This is a genomic window from Plantactinospora sonchi (genome assembly GCF_036422035.1).
GTDB classification, from domain to species: domain Bacteria; phylum Actinomycetota; class Actinomycetes; order Mycobacteriales; family Micromonosporaceae; genus Plantactinospora; species Plantactinospora sonchi.
This window is the reverse complement of the sequence record NZ_JAZGQK010000001.1, coordinates 177,951-193,813: the sequence shown is the minus strand read 5'-3', so window position 1 is coordinate 193,813 and position 15,863 is coordinate 177,951. Positions and strand designations below refer to the sequence as shown.

The 15,863-nt window shown below is 71.8% G+C and carries 13 protein-coding genes; 7 read left to right on the top strand and 6 right to left on the bottom strand.

Annotation, left to right across the window (positions count from 1 at the left end; all coding sequences use genetic code 11):
* Window positions 1-84 precede the first annotated feature (84 nt).
* Complete coding sequence (locus V1633_RS00895; RefSeq protein ID WP_331212150.1) at window positions 85-2,259, top strand: S9 family peptidase; 2,175 nt, start codon at window positions 85-87, stop codon at window positions 2,257-2,259.
* A gap of 19 nt (window positions 2,260-2,278) precedes the next feature.
* Here the strand turns inward: V1633_RS00895 and V1633_RS00890 are convergent, their stop codons facing one another.
* Complete coding sequence (locus V1633_RS00890) at window positions 2,279-2,725, bottom strand: GNAT family N-acetyltransferase (protein WP_331212149.1); 447 nt, start codon at window positions 2,723-2,725, stop codon at window positions 2,279-2,281.
* Between the two features lie 34 nt (window positions 2,726-2,759).
* On the bottom strand, window positions 2,760-3,161 hold the full coding sequence (locus V1633_RS00885) for a VOC family protein (protein ID WP_331212148.1): 402 nt from the start codon (window positions 3,159-3,161) through the stop codon (window positions 2,760-2,762).
* A gap of 177 nt (window positions 3,162-3,338) precedes the next feature.
* Here V1633_RS00885 and V1633_RS00880 point away from each other — a divergent pair, with 177 nt between their 5' ends.
* From V1633_RS00880 to V1633_RS00870, 3 genes are all read left to right on the top strand, one after another.
* Window positions 3,339-4,166: an alpha/beta fold hydrolase gene (locus V1633_RS00880; RefSeq protein ID WP_331212147.1), complete on the top strand. Its 828-nt coding sequence runs from the start codon at window positions 3,339-3,341 to the stop codon at window positions 4,164-4,166.
* Window positions 4,167-4,372: 206 nt separating this feature from the next.
* On the top strand, window positions 4,373-8,017 hold the full coding sequence (metH, locus tag V1633_RS00875; RefSeq protein ID WP_331212395.1) for a methionine synthase: 3,645 nt from the start codon (window positions 4,373-4,375) through the stop codon (window positions 8,015-8,017).
* A gap of 270 nt (window positions 8,018-8,287) precedes the next feature.
* Window positions 8,288-8,926 carry a hypothetical protein gene (locus V1633_RS00870; RefSeq protein WP_331212146.1) on the top strand — a complete coding sequence of 213 codons (639 nt, stop codon included), beginning with the start codon at window positions 8,288-8,290 and terminating at the stop codon, window positions 8,924-8,926.
* Between the two features lie 131 nt (window positions 8,927-9,057).
* On the opposite strand, the gene V1633_RS00865 is transcribed toward V1633_RS00870, so the two are convergent.
* Entirely contained in the window at window positions 9,058-9,414 is a 357-nt protein-coding gene (locus V1633_RS00865; protein ID WP_331212145.1) for a transcriptional regulator, read from the bottom strand.
* The gene (locus V1633_RS00860; protein ID WP_331212144.1) at window positions 9,411-10,112 is read right to left on the bottom strand and encodes a hypothetical protein; all 702 of its coding nucleotides are present in this window, start codon (window positions 10,110-10,112) and stop codon (window positions 9,411-9,413) included. The genes V1633_RS00865 and V1633_RS00860 overlap by 4 nt, the downstream gene beginning before the upstream one ends.
* Before the next feature lie 247 nt (window positions 10,113-10,359).
* Between V1633_RS00860 and V1633_RS00855 the strand changes: the two genes are divergently transcribed.
* Window positions 10,360-10,959: a TIGR03086 family metal-binding protein gene (locus tag V1633_RS00855; RefSeq protein ID WP_331212143.1), complete on the top strand. Its 600-nt coding sequence runs from the start codon at window positions 10,360-10,362 to the stop codon at window positions 10,957-10,959.
* Window positions 10,960-11,121: 162 nt separating this feature from the next.
* Here V1633_RS00855 and V1633_RS00850 read toward each other — a convergent pair whose 3' ends face one another.
* Both V1633_RS00850 and V1633_RS00845 read right to left on the bottom strand, forming a co-directional pair.
* A complete protein-coding gene (locus V1633_RS00850; protein ID WP_331212142.1) occupies window positions 11,122-12,321 on the bottom strand; it encodes an ABC transporter permease in 1,200 nt (399 codons plus the stop codon).
* Complete coding sequence (locus V1633_RS00845; protein ID WP_331212141.1) at window positions 12,308-13,414, bottom strand: peptidoglycan-binding domain-containing protein; 1,107 nt, start codon at window positions 13,412-13,414, stop codon at window positions 12,308-12,310. The genes V1633_RS00850 and V1633_RS00845 overlap by 14 nt, the downstream gene beginning before the upstream one ends.
* Before the next feature lie 228 nt (window positions 13,415-13,642).
* Here V1633_RS00845 and V1633_RS00840 point away from each other — a divergent pair, with 228 nt between their 5' ends.
* Together V1633_RS00840 and V1633_RS00835 are read left to right on the top strand one after the other, a co-directional pair.
* Entirely contained in the window at window positions 13,643-15,196 is a 1,554-nt protein-coding gene (locus V1633_RS00840; protein ID WP_331212140.1) for a HAMP domain-containing sensor histidine kinase, read from the top strand.
* Entirely contained in the window at window positions 15,193-15,852 is a 660-nt protein-coding gene (locus V1633_RS00835) for a response regulator transcription factor (protein WP_331212139.1), read from the top strand. The genes V1633_RS00840 and V1633_RS00835 overlap by 4 nt, the downstream gene beginning before the upstream one ends.
* Window positions 15,853-15,863 lie beyond the last annotated feature (11 nt).

Sequence of the window (15,863 nt, the reverse complement as noted above, 5' to 3'; positions counted from 1 at the left end):
TTAGCAGCTCGCTACGGGTATCGGACCGGTACCCGATGCCTCGGCTCGGCCACATCGGCCATCGCCCGGCTCTACGATCACGGTGTGGACTACCCGGAGCTGGCTGCCCGTACCCGGCGCTTCACCTGCGGCGCGCCGCGGTCCGTGACGGTGGCCAACGACGGGTCCCGGGTGGTCTTCCTCCGCTCGGGCGGCCCGACCGACCCGGCCGACGCCCTCTGGCTGTTCGACGTCGCCTCCGGCACCGAACGACTCGTCGCCGACCCGGCCGTACTGCTGGACGGCGCGGAGGACACCGGTACGTTGCCGACCGAACGGGCGCTGCGGGAACGGCTCCGGCTCAGCGCCGACGGGATCGCCCGGTACGCGACCGACCCGGCGGCCCGGGTGGCGGTCTTCCCGCTGGCCGGCCGCCTGTTCCGGGCGGACCTGGTACACGGCGACGTGGTCGAGGTGGCGGTCGCCGGCCCGGTGGTGGACCCCCGACCGGACCCGACCGGCCAACGACTGGCCTACGTCACCGACGTGGTCGACCCGGCCCGGATCGGCGACTCCCGCACCGCACCGGAGGTCCGGCCCGGGCAGCTCCGGGTGATCGACCCGGACGGCACCGACACACTGCTGGCCGGCGAGGAGAACGGGGTCAGCTGGGGGCTGGCCGAATTCGTCGCCGCCGAGGAGTTCCACCGGTTCCGGGGTTACTGGTGGGCGCCGGACGGCCGGTCGATCCTGGCCGCCCGGGTCGACGAGTCCCGGCTGCCCCGGTGGTTCCTGCACGATCCCGGCGACCCGGCCAGTCCGCCCCGGTCGGTCGCCTACCCGCAGGCGGGCGGCCCGAACGCCGAGGTCAGCCTGCACCTGCTGGACCTGGACGGCGGTTGGGTCGACGTGCACTGGGACCGGGAGACCTATCCCTACCTGGTCTCGGTGGAGTGGGCCGAGACCGGGCCGCTGATCACCGTGCTGCGTCGGCTGCAGCAGCACGGGCTGGTGCTCGCCGTCGACCCGCGTACCGGCGAGACGCAGGTGCACGCCGAACTCGCCGACCCCCGCTGGGTCGACCCGGTCGCCGGGACACCCCGACACCTGCCCGACAGTCGGGTACTGGTCGGCGGCGAACTCGCCCATGACGGCTACGACGCCCGCTGCCTCTTCGCCGACGGGACCCTGCTCACCCCGCCCTCGCTCTACGTACGCCGGGTGGTCGGCTGGCTGCCGACCCGTAACGGCAGCCCGGACCTGCTGGTGGAGGGGAGCAACGGCGAGCCGAGCCAGCAGCACCTGTTCCGGGTCCGTACCGCGATCGGTGCCGGCGGGATCGACGCCCGCCGGATGACCGCGGATCCGGGCTGGCACTCGGCGGAGGTCGGCGGCGACGTACTGGTGGTGCACTCCCGCTCGCTCGACGAGCCGAGCGGCATCTGGGCGGTCTGGCAGGGCGACGAGGAGATCGGCCGGTTGCGGAACCTGGCCGCGACCCCGCCGTACGCGCCCCGGCCCGCACTCGAACGGGTCACCGACCGCCGACTGCCGGCCGCGGTGGTCTACCCGGGCAACCACGTCGCCGGCCGCCGACTCCCGGTGCTGCTCGACGTGTACGGCGGTCCGGGACACCAGGAGGTCGTCGCGGCCCGGTCGGCGTGGCTGGAACGGCAGTGGTGGGCCGACGCGGGGTTCGCCGTCGTCACCATCGACAACCGGGGTACTCCCGGCGTGGCGCCCTCGTTCGAGAAGGTGATCCACCGACGCCTCGCCGACGTGATCCTGGCCGACCAGGCGGACGCGCTCAACGCGCTCGCCGGCAAGCACCCCGACCTGGACCTCAACCGGGTCGCGATCCGGGGCTGGTCGTTCGGCGGCTGGCTGGCCGCGCTCGCCGTGCTCTGCCGGCCCGACCTGTTCCGGTGTGCCATCGCCGGCGCCCCGGTCACCGACTGGAGCCTGTACGACACCGCGTACGTCGAGCGTTACCTGGGCACGCCGACGGACAGCCCCGACGTGTACGCCCACCACTGCCTGCTCGACCTGGCCGCCGAGCCGGTCCGACACCCCTCCGAGGCCCGGCCGCTCCTGCTGGTGCACGGGCTCGCCGACGACAACGTGGTCGCCGCGCACACCCTGCGGCTCTCCGCCGCCCTGCTCGGCACCGGCCGCCCGCACTCGGTGATCCCGTTGACCGGCGCGACGCACATGGCGACCGGCGGCACCGCCGAGCGGCTGCTCGCGGTGGAGCTCGACTTCCTCCGCCAACACCTGTGACCGGGGACCGGCGACCGGTTCAGTCCTGATCGAGGAATCTGGTGAACCTGGCCTTCCGGGCGCTGGTCTCCTCGTAGCCGAGCCCCTGGTAGAAGCGGTGTGCCGCGTCCCGGTGACGGCTGCTGGTCACCTCCATGAAGAGGCAGCCGGCCTGGCGGGCCCGGCGCTCGACCTCCTCGACCAGCAACCGGCCCACTCCCGCGCCCCGGCGGCGTTCGTCGACGACCAGCGCCACCAGGCGACCGAACCGGCCGGTGATCTCCAGGACCGGGATCACGTGCAGGGCGGCGACCCCGACCAGCAGGCCGTCCTCGTCGGCACCGACCAGCAGGCTCGCCGGATCGGTCAGCCAGTAGTCGAGCCGTTCTCCGGCCTCGATTGCGGCGGTCGGATAACCGAGTTGGCCGAGCAGTTCGGCGACCCGGGCCGCGTCCCGGCGTTCCACCGTCCGGATCCTGATCGTCATGCGGTGCAGTCTCCCCCGACGACTCCGGGAGCGGTTATCCGGCGTTGGACCAGGAGCGGGTGGAGAGCACCAGGCGGTAGCCGTCCGGATCCTCGACGGTGACACCCCAGCGGTCCCAGTACGCCCCCTGGCCGACCCGCCGTCCGCCGGCCTGTTCCAGCCGGGTGACCAGCGCGGCGTCGACCGGACCGGCGAGGTAGAGCACCAGCAGGTCCTCCGGGCCCGGCGTGGGCGGGACGGTCAGGTGCGGACCGCCGACCAGTTCCAGGTGCCAAGCCGCCTCGGGCCAGCCCACCATCAGCAGGTCGTGCTCCCCCGGGCCGCCGGTGCCCCGGTGGAGCACCGACAGGCCCAGCCCGGCCACGTAGAAGCGCTCGCTCGCCGCCAGGTCACGGCTGGGTCGGGCGATCCGCAGTGCCGCCGTCGGGTCGATCATGCGGGTACCTCCTCGCCTGCGGCCATCAGGTTGTGACCTGAAGTGCGCTCGAGGTCAAGCCGGCGACCCGGCTCCGGTGATCTCGGTCACCGAGGGTCCACGCCCGCCCCGATCGTGTCGGACCCCGTCGGCAGGATGCCCGTTCGCACGCAGTTCCACCACCACAGGGGGGCCACCATGACCAGGCGCACGTCGGCGCAGCTGCACTCCGTCGAGCACGGTGAGGGCGTGCCGGTGCTCGCCCTGCACGGTTGGACCCCGGACCACCGACTGATGTCCGGCTGTCTGGAACCGGTCTTCGCCGGTCGCCGGGGATACCGCCGGATCTACCCGGACCTGCCCGGGATGGGAAAGTCGTCCGCCCCGGCCGACATCGTCAGCTCGGACGACGTCCTCGCCGCGGTGCAGGACTTCGTCGACGAGACCATCGGGGACACCCCGTTCCTGCTGGTCGGCGAGTCGTACGGCGGTTACCTCGCCCGGGGCCTGGTGCGGTCCCGTCCGGAGCAGGTGCTCGGGCTGGCGCTGATCTGCCCGATCGGCACCGCCGTGGAACACGCCGACCGGACCCGCCCGGAGCACCAGGTGCTCCGGGCGGACCCGGACCTGATCTCCACCCTCGACCGACGACTCGCCGAGGAGTTCACCGAGATCGCCGTGGTGCAGTCGGCGGAGACGCTGCGCCGGTTCCAGGACGAGATCATGTCCGGGCTCGACCTCGCCGACCGTACGGCGATGGCCCGGATCCGGCAGCGCTGGGAGTTGCGTACCGTCCCGGAGACCGGCCCGGCGTACGACCGGCCGAGCCTGATCCTGACCGGGCGGCAGGACTCCAGCGTCGGGTACGTCGACCAGCTCGCCCTCCTGCCGCACTACCCCCGGGCCAGTTTCGCGGTGCTCGACGTCGCCGGCCACAACCTGCAGTTCGAGCAGCCGGAGCTCTTCGACGCACTGGTCCGGGAATGGCTCGACCGGGTCGCCGCCGAATCCTGGAGCGCCTGCTGAGCAGCGAACCGGCGTCCCGAAGACTGAACGTTGCCGACCGGTCGGTGGGGGTTCCGGTATTCTCGATGGTCGGGTCGAGAGGCGCTGCGACGGGCGGGGACGCCCGCCACGCTCGACCTGGGTTCCACCCGGTTCCTCGGTAAGGGCGCCTCCGTTCCCACAACGGAGGTGGTCACGTGAGCACAACGCCGAGCGGCACTGACGAGCTGACGTCACGTAACGCGGACGAGCGGGCGTCCCGGGTCGCCGCGCTGCGGCAGCTGCTGGGCCAGCGGATCGTGGTGCTCGACGGCGCCTGGGGCACGATGTTGCAGGGCGCCGGGCTGACTCCGGCCGACTACCGGGGTGACCTGCTCACCGACCACTCGCACGACGTCACCGGCGACCCGGACCTGCTGAACCTGACCCGGCCGGACGTGATCCTCGACGTACACCGGCGCTACCTGGCGTCCGGCGCGGACATCACCTCGACGAACACCTTCACCGCGACGAGCATCGCGCAGGCCGACTACGGCCTCCAGTCGCTGGTCCACCAGATGAACCTGCGCGGCGCGCAGCTGGCCCGGCAGGCCGCCGACGAGGCGGGCGGCAAGTTCGTGGCCGGCTCGGTCGGGCCGCTGAACGTGACCCTCTCGCTCTCCCCCAGCGTCGAGGACCCGGCCTACCGGGCGGTCACCTTCGACCAGGTCAAGGCGGCGTACGCGGAGCAGATCGCCGCGCTCGCCGAGGGCGGCGTCGACATCCTGCTGATCGAAACCATCTTCGACACGCTGAACGCGAAGGCGGCCGTCGCCGCCGCTCGCGAGGTCGCCCCCGATCTGCCGCTGTGGATCTCGGTGACCATCGTCGACCTGAGTGGCCGGACCCTGTCGGGTCAGACCGTCGAGGCGTTCTGGAGTTCGGTCGCGCACGCCGAGCCGCTGGCCGTCGGGGTCAACTGTTCACTCGGCGCCGCCGAGATGCGTCCGCACGTCGCGGAACTCTCCCGGCTCGCCAACACCTACGTCGCCTGCCACCCCAACGCCGGGCTGCCGAACGCGTTCGGCGGCTACGACCAGCAGCCGGCGGAGACCGGGCAGCTGATCCGCGAGTTCGTCGACGCGGGCATGGTCAACATCGTCGGCGGCTGCTGTGGCACCAGCCCCGAGCACATCGCGCAGATCGCCGCCGTGGTCGCCGAACAGCCGCCGCGCCCGGTGCCGGCGCCGACCGCCCAGACCCGGTTCAGCGGGCTGGAGCCGTTCGCGATCGGCCCGGACACCGGCTTCGTCATGATCGGCGAGCGGACCAACGTCACCGGTTCGGCGAAGTTCCGCCGGCTGATCGAGGGCGACAACCACCAGGCCGCCGTCGACGTCGCGCTGGAACAGGTACGCGGCGGCGCCAACATCCTGGACGTCAACATGGACGCCGACCTGCTCGACAGCGAGCGGGCGATGACGACCTTCCTCAACCTGATCGCGACCGAGCCGGAGGTCGCCCGGATCCCGCTCATGGTCGACAGCTCGCGATGGAGCGTGCTGGAGGCCGGGCTCAAGTGCGTCCAGGGCAAGGGCGTGGTCAACTCGATCAGCCTGAAGGAGGGCGAGGAGGTGTTCCTCGCCCAGGCCCGCAAGATCCGCGACTACGGCGCCGGTGTGGTGGTGATGGCCTTCGACGAACTCGGTCAGGCCGACACCACCGAGCGCAAGGTGGAGATCTGCGCCCGGGCGTACGACCTGCTGGTGAACGAGGCGGGCTTCCCGCCGGAGGACATCATCTTCGACCCGAACGTGCTCGCCGTCGCCACCGGCATCGCCGAGCACAACGGGTACGCGAAGGCGTTCATCGACGCGCTGCCGTTGATCAAGCAGCGCTGCCCCGGGGCCCGGACCAGCGGCGGCATCTCCAACCTGTCGTTCTCGTTCCGCGGCAACGACGTGGTACGCGAGGCGATGCACTCGGCGTTCCTGTTCCACGCCGTACGGGCCGGACTGGACATGGGCATCGTCAACGCCGGCCAGCTCGCCGTCTACCAGGACATCCCGGCCGACCTGCTGGAACTCGTCGAGGACGTGATCTTCGACCGTCGTCCGGACGCCACCGACCGGCTGGTCACCTTCGCCTCGACGGTCAGCGGCTCCGGCACCAAGCGCGCGGTGGACCTCTCCTGGCGGGAGAACCCGGTCGAGGAACGGCTGTCGTACGCGCTGGTGCACGGCATCGTCGACTTCATCGAGGAGGACACCGAGGAGGCCCGCAAGCAGGTGACCCGCCCGCTCGAGGTGATCGAGGGCCCGCTGATGGCCGGCATGAAGATCGTCGGTGACCTCTTCGGCTCCGGCAAGATGTTCCTGCCCCAGGTGGTGAAGTCGGCGCGGGTGATGAAGCGTTCGGTCGCCTACCTGGAGCCGTACATGGAGGCGGAGAAGGAGCAGGCCCGGGCGGAGGGGCGGCTCGACACCGGCCGTGGCCAGGGCAAGGTGGTGCTGGCGACGGTCAAGGGCGACGTGCACGACATCGGCAAGAACATCGTCGGGGTGGTGCTCGGCTGCAACAACTACGAGGTCGTCGACCTCGGTGTGCTGGTGCCGGCCGCGAAGATCCTGGACACCGCGGTCGCCGAGGGCGCCGACGCGATCGGGCTCTCCGGCCTGATCACCCCCTCCCTGGACGAGATGGTCGGGGTCGCCGCCGAGATGCAGCGACGCGGGCTGAAGCTGCCGTTGCTGATCGGCGGGGCCACCACCTCGCGCCAGCACACCGCGGTACGGATCGCCCCCGCGTACGACGGCAGCACCGTGCACGTGCTCGACGCGTCCCGGGTGGTCGGGGTGGTCTCGGACCTGCTCAACCCGGAACGGGCCGAGGAACTCGACACCCGCAACCGGGAGGAGCAGCAGCGGCTGCGTGAGCAGCACGAGACCCGGGAACGGGTGGCCCTGCTCAACCTCGGGCAGGCCCGGGCCAACCGGGAGCAAGTCTCCTTCGACGAACTGCCGGTGCCCGCCTTCACCGGCGTACGGACGGTCCGGCCGGAACTGACCACGCTCCGCGAGATGATCGACTGGCAGTTCCTCTTCCTCGCCTGGGAGTTGAAGGGGAAGTTCCCGGCGATCCTCGACCAGCCGGTGGCCCGGGAACTCTACGACGACGCCAACACGATGCTCGACCAGATCATCGCGGACGGCTCGCTGCGGGCGGTCGGCACGTACGGCTTCTGGCCGGCCCACTCGGACGGCGACGACATCGTGCTCGCGGGTGCGGGCGACGGCGTCCGGTTCCCGATGCTGCGTCAACAGACCGCCAAGCCGGCCGGCCGGCCCAACCGGAGCCTGGCGGACTACGTCGCCCCGGCCGGCGACCACCTCGGCGGCTTCGCGGTGGCGATCCACGGCGCCGAGGAACTGGCCGCCGGCTACGAGGCCCGGCACGACGACTACCGGGCGATCATGGTGAAGGCGCTCGCCGACCGGCTCGCCGAGGCGTTCGCCGAGTACCTGCACCTGCGGGCCCGCCGCGAGTGGTACGAGCCGGACGCCGACCCGGCGATCGAGGACCTGCACGCCGAACGGTTCCGGGGGATCCGTCCCGCGCTCGGCTACCCGGCCAGTCCCGACCACAGCCTGAAGCAGCGGCTGTTCGACCTGCTCGACGCCGATTCGGTCGGCATCGGGCTGACCGAGTCGTACGCGATGACTCCCGCCGCGGCGGTCAGCGGGCTCTACTTCGGCCATCCGGCGTCCCGGTACTTCACCGTGGGACGGCTGGGTCGGGACCAGATCGAGGACTACGCGGCACGGGTCGGGCTCGACGTCGCCGAGGTCGAGCGCTGGCTGCGCCCGAATCTGTCCTACGAGCCGGAGGTCTGAGCCGGTTCGGTACGGGTGAGTGCGACTCGCCGCCCGTGCGGTGCCGGGTGCGGTTGGCTGCCCGGCGGGTGGGTGCGGTCCGCCCTGCGGCGGGTGGGTGCGGTGGGGTCGGGGGCCGGCTCCCCCGCTCTGGGCGGTCAGGCTTGATCCCGTCGCGGGCGAGCCGGCCCCCGACATCCGGCACGGCGGTCCGCGCGATTCCGGCACCGCTCCGACGTTTTGGTCGGCGAACTACGCTGACCGATGTCGGTCGGCGGGAGGAGTCGCGTGGTGCGCCGTGGCCCGATCTCCTGGCGGATGGGCATCCGCAGGTGGGACTATCTGCTCGACTGTGCACTGTGGATGCGGGCGGCCGAGCGGATCGACCCGCCGGCGCACCGGCTGGTGCCCGGGCCGCTCGATTTCGACGAGCCAGCGGCCCCGACCCGGCCGGCCGGCCAGCCACCGGCTCCCGCCCGGAGCGGCGAGACGCCCGACGAGGTGCTCGGGGAGGAGTGGCTCGGCTGGTGGCTATCCCTGGTCAACCCCACCCGACAGCCGGTACGCCCCGAGAACACCCTGGAACCGGCATACGACACCCCTGACCCGCTCGGCCTGGCGCCGTACCCGACGCTGCGTCGGATCGTCGCCCTACGCTCGGGGGAGGCGCTGGACTGGCACACCGCCCGACGGAACCGGGGGTTCGAGCGGCACCCTCCGGCATCGTCGGTGACCGGCAACATCGCGTACGAGATCGAACGTTCACTGGGTCGGTCACTGCGCCCGTTCAGCGTCGAGTTTGTCCTGCTGCCGGTGAGGGACGAGGTGATCCGTCGGGTCGACGAGGAGCGGTACCTGGTCCCCGAGCAGGTGTACGACAGTCACCGGTGGCCGGTCTGGCTGCGCAATCTGCTGACCCGTATCGGCTGAGTTCCGCCCCGCCACGGCCGGCGCTGGTTGGGCGCCGGCCGTACGCCGGATGGAAGGTTGTGCGCGAGGCGCGGCGACGCGCGGCTGTCCGCACACCGGGCCGGCCCCGGTTGAGGGCGCGACCCTGGTCGCTACCGGCCGTTTGTCGTCTCGACGCGGGCGATGAGTTGCTTCAGTCGCGTGATCTCCTCGACGAGCGCGGTGTTGCCCGCCGGAGTGAGGGTGATCCAGGTCCGACCACGCCGCCCGGCGTAGCCCTTCTCGATCTCGACCAGACCGGCCGTCTCCAGCACGCCCAGGTGCTGGGAGAGGTTCCCGGCGGTCAGTTCCAACTGGGTACGCAGGTAGCCGAACTCCACCCGGCGGGCCTCGTGCGCGATGGTGAGGATGCCGAGCCGGACCCGCTGGTGCACCACGTCGTCGAGCCCGGTGACCGGATGCGGGGATTCGGTCCCGTCCGGCACGGAGGTGTCGATGGGGCCGGTCACCGGGACCGCCGCGACCGTTGTGCCAGCGCGAAGCCGGCACTGCCCAGCAGCAGTACACCGCCGCTGACGACCAGCATCGGCGCGAACTGCCAATGGGGACCCCAGTGGACTCCCCAGCCGAAGTTGACCGGCACCACGACCACCGTCAGGTACCCGAGGGCGAACAGCAGCAGCGCGGGGTGGCGTTCCAACCAGGCCAGCACCAGCAGCGCCAGCCCGATCGAGCCGGTGAAGTCAGTCAGGCGGGCCAGCGCGAGGACGGACCAGGGTGGGGGACCCGCGGGGTCGGGCAGCGGGAGGTAATGCGTTCGCACCTGCCAGACGGCGGTGAACAGGGCGAGCAGCGCGATGCCCACAATGGCGTACGGCGCCACCCGGCTGCCCAGGCCCCGGGCCGAGGCGACCCGCCGGTACCCGATGACGATCACCACGTACGCCAGCACCAGCGCCGTCCACCAATAGATGGTCGCGGCCTGGTACCAGACCTTGCACAACTGACCGCCGGCCACCGGCTGGCAGTCGAACTCGACCACACGGCCGAACCGGTAGACGAGGATCGCGCCGAAAGACACCACGGCCAGCACCAGCAGCGGCAACCACGTCACGCGCTGGGCGAGACGGACCCGCCGTGCGAGGTCGCGCGAGTCAGCCAGCAGCCGGCGGGGGTCACCGCCGGCAGGAACCGCATCGGAAGTCATGCCAACAGGTTTCCATAACAAACCGATTGGCGCCAGTAACAATCTCGGAACGAGTGGCCCCATCCGGTCGAGCCCCGGCAATCACCGTGGACCAATTGAGCGGCCGGCTCGTCGACTCCCGGCGCGCGACGGTGCGCCGACAATGTCGGTGCCGACGGTTAGCCTCCGGACGAAAACCCGACCAGCGACGCCGGGTGGCGGCCGTCGGCCGCTCCACCACGGCGTGCGTCCAGAGGGGAACTGCCACGTGCTGGACCTGGCCCCGGCCGCCCGGGAGATCGTCCGACTCCTGGACGGTGTGAGCGACGACCGACTGCACCATCCGACCCCGTGCGCCGACACCTCGGTCGGCGCGCTGCTCGACCACGTGCTCGGGCTGTCCCTCGCCTTCACCTGGGGGGCCCGCAAGACCGGCGGGAACGAGTCGCCCGGCGTTTCCGGGCCGCCAGCACCGCCGAGCGCGGAGCACCTCGACCCGCAGTGGCGGACCCTGCTCCCCCAGCGGCTCGCCGAACTGGTCGAGGCCTGGCGGGATCCGGCGGCCTGGGAGGGCATGACCAGCGTGGGCGGCGCGACGTTGCCGGGCGAGGTGATGGGCGTGGTCGCCCTGGACGAGCTGGTGCTGCACGGCTGGGACCTGGCCCGGGCCACCGGACAGCCGTTCAACTGCGACCCGGTCAGCACCGAGGCGGTCCTCGGGTTCACCACCGAGGCCGCGCGACCGGAGAACGCGGCCGGCCGTACCGGACTGTTCGGCCCGGTGGTGGCCGTTCCACCCGACGCCCCCGCGCTCGACCGGGCTCTCGGCCTCGCCGGTCGCGACCCCGGCTGGACACCGGCGGTCTGACCCGGTCACCGGGACCAGGTGCACCGAGATCCGCTGGTCGTCGACGCGGCCGCGTGGGCTTGGGCGGCACGCAGGCCGCACAGTTCGGTTCCCGCGCCCGGTCACGTCGGTCCCGGTGCCGTGGATGCCGCAGGCCCGGTTCGGTCAGCCACTCCGGGCCCGTCAGGCCGTCCGCAGGGCGTCGGTGGGCGGGACGTTGGCGGCGCGCAGCGCCGGATAGAGTCCCGCGATCGCGCCGGCGGCGACCGAGACAACGGCCCCACCCCAGAGCGCCTCGGGCGGAATCAGCACGGCCCAACCGTGGCTGGCCGACATCGCGACTGTCACCGCGGTACCGATCAGGATGCCGGCACCACCGCCGAGGCCGGACAGGACAAGTGACTCGGTGAGGAACTGGGCCGCGACGTGGCCACGCGCCGCGCCGAGGGCCCGACGCAACCCGATCTCGGTACGTCGTTCCAGCACGGAGATCACCATGACGTTGGCGATACCGATCGCGCCGACGAGCAGTGCGATCGCGCTGAGGCCGAGGAACAGGCCCGCCCCCGCCTCCTTGACCGCGAGCTGGGCGGTCAGCGCGTCCGACGGCCGGCTGACCTCCACCTGCGGAGGGTCGACGGGATTGGCCGCACCGGCGAGCAGGCCGGCCACCTCGCTCACGTGGTCCGGATCGGCGCGGACGTACAGCCGGCTCGGATGACCGTCATACCCGAGGAAGCGCTCGGCCGAGGCGAACGACACGAGCGCGGACTGGTCGATCTCCGGGGCGAGCGGAAAGGGCATGAGGATCCCGACGACGGTGTACCAGTGGTCCCCGAGCCACACCCGTGGGCCACCGTCGACGTCATTGATCCCAAGGGTGGTGGCGGCCTCGTAGCCGAGGACGGTGACGGGATACGGGCTGGCGTCCAGGAACCGGCCCGTGAGCAGCGCCCCGTCGAGAGTGGCAAGCAACGAGGCATCGCAGGTTCGTACCGCGCGCCCGCCGGTTCGCCCGGCGGGTACGTGGTCGTTGCGGTAGACGTCGACGTCGTCCAGTTTGGCTGTCGGCGCCACGGACAGCACGGCGGGAACGTCGCGGATCATCGGCGTGGCCATGGTCGGAAGCCGGACCTCCCCGCCGTCCCGGTCTGTTCCGTTGCCGACGGTCAGCAGGTTCGTGCCGAGCCGCTCGATCTGGGCCAGCAGATGGGACTGGCTGGACCGGGTCACCCCGAGCACCGCGACGATCGAGGCGATGCCGATCGCGATGCCCAGGCCCGACAGCACCGCCCGAAATGTGCGCGAACGGAGTCCGAGGGTGCCGGTCGGCAGCAGGTCCCCGGCGCGCAGTCTGCTGCGGGGTGTGTCACGCGTCGTCACGGGGGACCCGCACCTTCTGGCCTTCGACCAGGCCCGCCCCGTCCACCTCGACCAGCCCGGCGACCTCGTCGAAAAGGCCGGTCCGGACAGGTACCCGCCGGGTCGCCGCCCCGTCCACGACGACCACCTCGTACTCGCCGCCGGGCACGGCACTCAACGCGGTGATCGGCACCGCCAGGACGTTCCGACGGGCCTCGACGGTGATCGCCACCTGGACCTGTGTCTGGTCCAGGTAGTCGGTGGCCACTCCGTCCATCCGTACCGTCGCCGGCACCGTCGACCCGTCCGGATCGGCACCGTCCGGGTCGGCGTCGCCGGTTGATCCGCCGGAGGCGGCCGCCGCGGTGCCGATGTGGGTCATCTCCGCACCACGTGTCGTTCCGTCCGGCAGGGTCACCAAAACCGGATCGCCCACCTCAGCGGTCGGCAACTGCTGCGGCGAGAGTCGGATGCTGATCGCGGGCCGCGCGCTTGTGGCGTGTACGACCAGCGCGCCCGGCTGGACCGGTACGCCCAGCGCCAGGTCGTGTCCGCCGACCCGGATCGCCTCTGGCATGAACACCACCTCCCCGAGCGGGATCGAGCCGGTCACCGCCAGGCCGGCGGCCTGCTGCCAACGCCGCACCGCGTAGTAGGTCGCGATGCTGAAGTGCCGGTCCACGCTCAGCCGCTCGCCGTGGCCGAGTTCTCTGAGGTTGGTCTCCAACTGCTGGACGTCGGCGCCGTTGGTCATGCCGACCTCGAACGTCCGCCACGCGGGGCGACCGCCGTACATCAACACCACCCGCCTGCCGTTGATCTCGTACAGGCCCTCACCCCGACGGACGACCCGGCCGACGGCCGCCAGCCGGGTGAGAACGCCCGGACCCGGCGCGATCACCTGGTACGTGTCCGCGTAGCCCAACGTGCCATTGACGGTGGCGCGCTCGGCGACATCCGCCCGCAGTACGTCGGCCGCCCCCGTGGTCACCGTGACAGCCGGAGGCGTTTCCCGGCCCCCGATCCGGCCGTTGGTGAGCAGGAACGCGGCCGCGCCGGCCACCCCGACGGCGAGCGCGACCGCCGTCACGACCGTCCCACGTCCGCGGCTCACGTCACCGACCCCCGGCGTCGGGTCAGTCGGGTCTCCTCGGGGCGGTGTGCGCATTCGGCGGGGTCGTGCAGTCCGGTCATGCCGACACGATGCCCCCGGTCGGCGTCCCGCCACCTCCCCCGGAAGAGGTGCCCGTGCACCCTCTTTTTCGGGGATTCGGAGGGCTCGCATCGACGCCTCCGCTGGGTAGCCTGGGCCGGGGCGACTCCTTTCCCCTGGAGGCGGTCAATGTTCTCCCGTTTCGGCCTGCGCTCCCGGATGGCCGTGTCGTACGTACTCGTGTCGGCGGCCGCCGTGCTGGTTGTCGAGGCCGTTCTGTTGGCCACGATGGCTCCGCGGATCCGGTCCGCGACGGAAAGTGCCGAGCAGGCACAACGACGAATGGTCGAGATCGCGGACCAGATGCTCCAGTCCAAGGTGGAGAACCTGGCACTGGAGATGGCCACCGTGGCGGGCCGCAAGGTGGGCATCGCCGCGGTGCGGGAACCCGGCGCCGGGGACGAGGCACTGCTGGTCACGGTGGTCGAGGCCGGCGGAATTCCGGACAGCGTGCAGCGGGAGGGCGCCGAACACGCCGATGTGGCGCAGGTGCTGGCGACCGTGGACGGGCGGGTGGTCGGGAGCGAGCCGGCGACCTTCCTCGCCCGCGACTCCCGGCTCCCCGCCGAGGCGGTCAACCCGTCGGCAAGTAGCGGCCGGACGCGGATGAACGGGCAGCCGGCGGGCTGGGCCAGCAGGCCGGTGGAGATCACCGACCGGACGGGCGACCGGCGGGTGATGGGCATCGCGTACGCCGTGGTGGTGTCGGAGGTCAAGTCCCTGCACGCCGGCAAGGCGGACGTCTCGACCGGCGATGTGTCCCGCAGAGAGAGCCGGCCGGGGTTCGGAACCGGCGCCAGCCAGGGCATCGTGTCCCTGCTCCTGCCCGGGGTGATCGTCCTGATCCTGCTGCTTCCGGTTGGCGCGTTGTTCGGACTGGCCAGCACGGGCCGCCTGATCCGCCGGATCCGCAAGCTGGCCGAGGCGACCTCGGCGATGGCCGACGGTGAGCTGAGGACGCGGCTTCCGGTATCCGGAGGCGACGAGGTGGGCCGGTTGGAGCAGGCGTTCAACTCGATGGCCGAGCGGCTGGACGCGGCCGTGCACACGGAGCGGAGAGCCGCCGGTGCCGAGGCTCGGCGGGCCGAACGGACCAGGATCGCGCGGGAGTTGCACGACTCGATCTCGCAGGACCTGTTCTCGGCCAGCATGGTGGCGGGCGGCCTGCGCCAGGCACTGCCGGCCGGTTCCGAACTGGGACGCCAGGCCGGTTCCCTGGAGCGGTCCCTGGCGCGCACGATGCGGGAGATGCGTGCCCTGCTGCTGGAACTGCGTCCCATCGCGTTGGAGGACGCGGGCCTCGCCGAAGCGCTGGTCGAGCTGTGTCGGACGTACGAGGCGCGGCTCGGCATCTCGATCGCCGCCCAGATCGATCCGCCCCGACTCGAGGCTCCCGTCGAGCACGCCGTGCTGCGGGTGGTCCAGGAGGCGCTCGGCAACGCGCTGCGGCACGGCCGGCCCGACAGCATCGAACTTCGGGTCACCGGGACGGACGGGCGGGTGGCGGTGACGGTCCAGGACGACGGACGGGGGTTCGACCCCCGGAAGACGGCGGGACGGCACGGAATGGGTCTGGACCTGATGCGTGAACGCCTCGGCGAACTCGGCGGCACACTCGACGTGGTCAGCGGGCCGGAGCAGGGCACCACGGTACGGGTGCTCCTGCCCACGGGTACGACATGATCCGGATCCTGATCGTGGACGACCACGAGGTGGTCCGGCAGGGGCTCCGGTTCGCCCTCGGTCAGCTGCCCGACCTCGAGGTGGTGGGCGAGTGCGCCGACGGGAACAGCGCGCTCACCCAGATCGGCGTGCTCCGGCCGGACGTGGTCCTGCTGGACATGGTGATGCCGGGGCTCGACGGCATGGCTGTGCTGCACACCCTGCGCCTGCGGGGCGACGCCACCGCCGTCATCGTGCTGACCTCGTTTCCTGCCGAGGACCGGGCGTTGGACGCGGTCCGCGCCGGTGCCGCGTCGTACCTGGCGAAGACCACCTCGGTCGACCGGGTGGTCGAGGCGGTACGGGCCGCCGCCGTCGGCGGGACGGTACTCGATCCGGACGTGGCCGCGCTGCTGGTACGCAGTGTCCGGGCGAACGACGTGGACGGGCCGCTGGCGCGGTTGTCAGCCCGTGAGCGCGACGTGCTCGCCGCCCTGTCACGGGGACGGTCGAACCGGGAGATCGCCCGTGCGCTCTCGCTCGGCGAGCAGACGGTGAAGTCGTACGTGTCGAGCATCCTGACCAAACTGGATCTCCAGGACCGGACGCAGGCGGCGATCTTCGGACTGCAGCAGGGGCTGGTGCCACTCGGGGAGGCGCTGCACCACGACGACTGAGCCGCCGAGGG

Bases quoted from the DNA above. Each gene is read 5' to 3' on its own strand.
- V1633_RS00890 (WP_331212149.1), bottom strand. From the start codon at position 2,725: ATGACGATCAGGATCCGGACGGTGGAACGCCGGGACGCGGCCCGGGTC.
- V1633_RS00885 (WP_331212148.1), bottom strand. From the start codon at position 3,161: ATGATCGACCCGACGGCGGCACTGCGGATCGCCCGACCCAGCCGTGAC.
- V1633_RS00880 (WP_331212147.1), top strand. From the start codon at position 3,339: ATGACCAGGCGCACGTCGGCGCAGCTGCACTCCGTCGAGCACGGTGAG.
- V1633_RS00860 (WP_331212144.1), bottom strand. From the start codon at position 10,112: ATGACTTCCGATGCGGTTCCTGCCGGCGGTGACCCCCGCCGGCTGCTG.
- V1633_RS00840 (WP_331212140.1), top strand. From the start codon at position 13,643: ATGTTCTCCCGTTTCGGCCTGCGCTCCCGGATGGCCGTGTCGTACGTA.
- V1633_RS00835 (WP_331212139.1), top strand. From the start codon at position 15,193: ATGATCCGGATCCTGATCGTGGACGACCACGAGGTGGTCCGGCAGGGG.